Annotated in this window: 1 protein-coding gene; it reads right to left on the reverse strand. The window is 48.2% G+C overall.

From position 1 onward, the window contains the following. Window positions 1-138 precede the first annotated feature (138 nt). A partial coding sequence (gene osmY, locus QMM04_RS23125; protein WP_282997237.1) for a molecular chaperone OsmY occupies window positions 139-446 on the reverse strand: 308 nt, incomplete at its 5' end.

The raw sequence follows: 446 nt of genomic DNA on the forward strand, positions 1-446 counted from the left end.
CAATCAGAGCGATGACCAGAAAGATAATACCCCAACGAAACATAAGCCTCTCCTTACCGTAGTGAAAATCGAACTGCTTGTTCATACAACATTGTTTTTATTACGAAACGGCACCGAAACAGTGCCGCTTCGCTCGCGTTAAGATTTCACCTTCAGGTCATTCTTCACGCTTTTGACGCCTTCAATGGCTTTGGCGATTTTCTCAGCACGATCGGACTGTGCCTGGTTCGCCACTTCTCCTGATAACTGCACCACGCCATCGGTGGTTTCCACCTTCACGTTGCGCGATGGCACAATGTCATCTGCTAAAAGCTTAGCTTTGATTTCACTGGTGGTTGCGGTATCCCCCGCATAACCTTTCAGTGTGGTCTCTTTGCTGTCTTTAACGTGCAGTTTGTCACTGACGGATTTCACACCCTCAACTTTTTGCACCAGCGCCACGGCTT

It is taken from the genome of Pantoea sp. Pa-EAmG, assembly GCF_030024295.1.
GTDB lineage: Bacteria > Pseudomonadota > Gammaproteobacteria > Enterobacterales > Enterobacteriaceae > Pantoea > Pantoea dispersa.